Genomic DNA, 2,730 nt, shown 5'->3' with positions numbered 1-2,730 from the left:
GGCAGCGGCTGGCCGCGGCCGGCGTCGCCGCCACCGCGTACGCGCTGCCGCTGGCCTGCGCGGAGGGCACCACGCCGACGGCCCGGGTCCGGGTGCTCGGCCGCTTCGAGATCCTCGTCGACGACCGCCCGGTGCCCGCGTCCGCGTGGCAGTCCCGCAAGGCGCGCGACCTGGTGCGCGCGCTCGTCGCCCGGCGCGGCCGCAGCGTCGCCCGCGAGGAGCTGGTCGACCTGCTGTGGCCGGGCGACGACCTGGACCGGGCGGCGCACCGGCTCTCGGTGCTCCTGTCGATCGTCCGCACCGTGCTCGGCGAGCAGGCCCTGCTGTCCGGCGAGCGGGGCGTGGCGCTGGACCTCACCCAGGTCATCGTGGACGTCGAGGACTTCCTCACCGACGTCGCCCACGGCTGCCGGCTGTACGAGCGCGGCGCACCGGACGACGCGGGGGCGCTGCTCGCCGCGGCCGTCGCCGGCTACCCGGGCGACCCGTTCGAGGACGAGCCGTACGCCGACTGGGCCGCCCCGCTGCGCGACCAGGCCCGGGAGGCGTACCTGCGCGCGCGGCGCACGCTGGCCCGACTGGCCCGGCGGGCCGGCGACACCGGGGCCGCCGTCGACCACCTGCTCGCCATCCTGGAGCGCGACCCGTACGACGAGGGCGCCCACCGGGCCGTGGTCGACGCGCTGGTGACAGCCGGCCGGCACGGCGAGGCCCGGCGCGCGTTCGACCGCTACGTCGCGGCGATGCGGTCGATCGGCGTACCGGGCCCGGACCCGGCGCTGCTGGCGCCCGTCAGGTCCGTCGTCGGATCGCTCACCTCACGCAGGCCTGCCCGTTGACGGCCACGTTGGCCAGCACGGGCGTCGCGCCGGCGGCGCCCGTGAGCAGCACCATCGTGTCCCAGCGGCCGCCCGGCATCACCGGCCCGGCGCCGCTGGAGATGGGCGTCGAGACGTGCGCGACCACATGCCGGCCGGTCTGCGCGAAGAACGACGCCTGCGACGGGGCGATCTGCTGGTCGCCGGCGAAGTCCCACTCCAGGGTCCAGGCCGTCCAGTACGTCGTGGACAGGTTGGTGATCGAGAGGCTGACCAGGGACGACGAGGCGCCCTGGGAGGTCTCGACGGCCCGGCAGATCGGCCCGCCCGGGTCGGGCAGCGTCCGCAGCGTCAGCGGCGCCGACAGCGCCGAGTAGTTGTCCCACCGGTCGCGGGCGGAGATCCGCACCATGTAGACGGTGTCCGGGGTCAGGTAGTTCACCGTGATCGCGGTGTTCGCGGTCTCGGGCCGACCGACCGGGTTGCCGGCCGCGTCGTAGATGTGCACCAGGTAGAGGAATCCGCTGACGTCGGTGGACGGCGCCCACGCCACACTGAAGCTGATCGCGGTCACGCCGGTGAGCGTGGGCGTGCCGGGCACCGTGGGCGGGTCGCTGTCGCGCGCCGGCGTGGTCACCGCGACCGGTCGCGACGGCGCCGAGGCGTTGCGGGTGTCGCGCGCGACGACGTGGAACGCGTAGGCCGTGGCCGGGCTGAGCCCACCGACGGTGAACCCGGTGCCGGCCGTCGTGCCGACCAGCCGACCCGGCTTCTGGTAGACGTCGTAGGCCACGACGCCCCGGTCGTCACGCGACGGCGCCCAGGCGAGGCCGACGGCGTCCGGCTCGAGCGAGGTGACCACGGGGGTGCCGGGCCGGGTCGGCGGGTGGACGTCGCGGGGCGCGGCCCACGCGGTGGCCGGGCCCGTCGCGGCGGTCACGGCCGCCGCGACGAGCAACACCAGCAGAGTACGGGCACGGAGAAGCATGTCGGGGCCTCCGGGGTTGGGACGGAACGCACCGGTGCACCCACCATGCTCGCCCTACTGAGCGATAAACGTCAATGCACTGGCGGTGTCCGGGGCTTCCGTCCACCGCTCCGCGACGAGCAGCCCGGCCAGTACGATGCCGGCCACGACCAGCCCGGCGTAGCCGACCCGGTGCGCCGTCGGCCCGGCCACCTTCCCCGGCGCGACCCGCCTGAGGCCCCAGCCGACCAGCACACAGACACCGATGACGGCCAGTTGCCCGAGTTCGATGCCGACGTTGAAGGCGAGGATGCCGCTGACCGAGCTGACCTCCGCCTCCTGCAGTCGGGTCGACAGGCCGAGCCCGTGGACGAGGCCGAAGCCGAGCACAGCGGCCCCGAACAGGCGCCAGTGCAGCGGGGTGCGCGGCCGCGCGAACACGCCCACCACCCCGACGAACGCCACGCTCAACGCGATGATGATGTCGACGCGGCGCGGGCTGACGCTCGTCTCGGTGAGCGTGGCGGCGATGAGCGTGACGCTGTGCCCCAGGGCGAACAGCGAGATCATGCCGGCCGCGCGGCGCGGGCTGCCGGCGAGCAGCACGACGCCGAGGGCGAACAGCAGGTGGTCCCAGCCGAGCACCATGTGGGTGACGCCCATCCATCCGAACTCGGGGATGCTGTCGCCGGTGCCGGTGATGTCGTGGGCCAGGATGGTTGACGTGGAGAATCCGGCAGACACGCCTGATCCTTTCGGTGTTGAAGGCAGCACGGGGTGATGTGCGGACGGGTCGCGACCGGGCCGCGGAGATGGGCCGCGCGCGGGCGGCCGGCCGCAGCGCGACGAGCTACGCCACGCTGACCAGCGGGAAGACGACGAGAACGGCTCGTGGGGGCGCGCGGCCGGGCGGGCGGCGCGCCGCCCAACGCGGCGGCGCCCGAC

General features: G+C 74.9%; 3 protein-coding genes. 1 reads left to right on the top strand and 2 read right to left on the bottom strand.

Going from position 1 to position 2,730, the window contains the following annotated elements; translation table 11 throughout:
• Positions 1-839, top strand: an 839-nt coding sequence (locus ABD211_RS33265; RefSeq protein ID WP_344140525.1) for an AfsR/SARP family transcriptional regulator, incomplete at its 5' end; no start/stop codon positions are given.
• Here ABD211_RS33265 and ABD211_RS33260 read toward each other — a convergent pair.
• Positions 814-1,806 (bottom strand): fibronectin type III domain-containing protein, encoded by a 993-nt coding sequence (locus tag ABD211_RS33260; protein ID WP_344140523.1) that lies wholly within the window; start codon positions 1,804-1,806, stop codon positions 814-816. The two genes, ABD211_RS33265 and ABD211_RS33260, sit on opposite strands and share 26 nt — an antisense overlap.
• Before the next feature lie 54 nt (positions 1,807-1,860).
• Positions 1,861-2,529 carry a HupE/UreJ family protein gene (locus tag ABD211_RS33255; protein ID WP_344140521.1) on the bottom strand — a complete coding sequence of 223 codons (669 nt, stop codon included), beginning with the start codon at positions 2,527-2,529 and terminating at the stop codon, positions 1,861-1,863.
• Positions 2,530-2,730 lie beyond the last annotated feature (201 nt).

Origin of the sequence: Luedemannella flava, assembly GCF_039528515.1 — a bacterium.
GTDB lineage: Bacteria > Actinomycetota > Actinomycetes > Mycobacteriales > Micromonosporaceae > Luedemannella > Luedemannella flava.
This window is presented reverse-complemented; position numbering and strand designations above follow the sequence as displayed.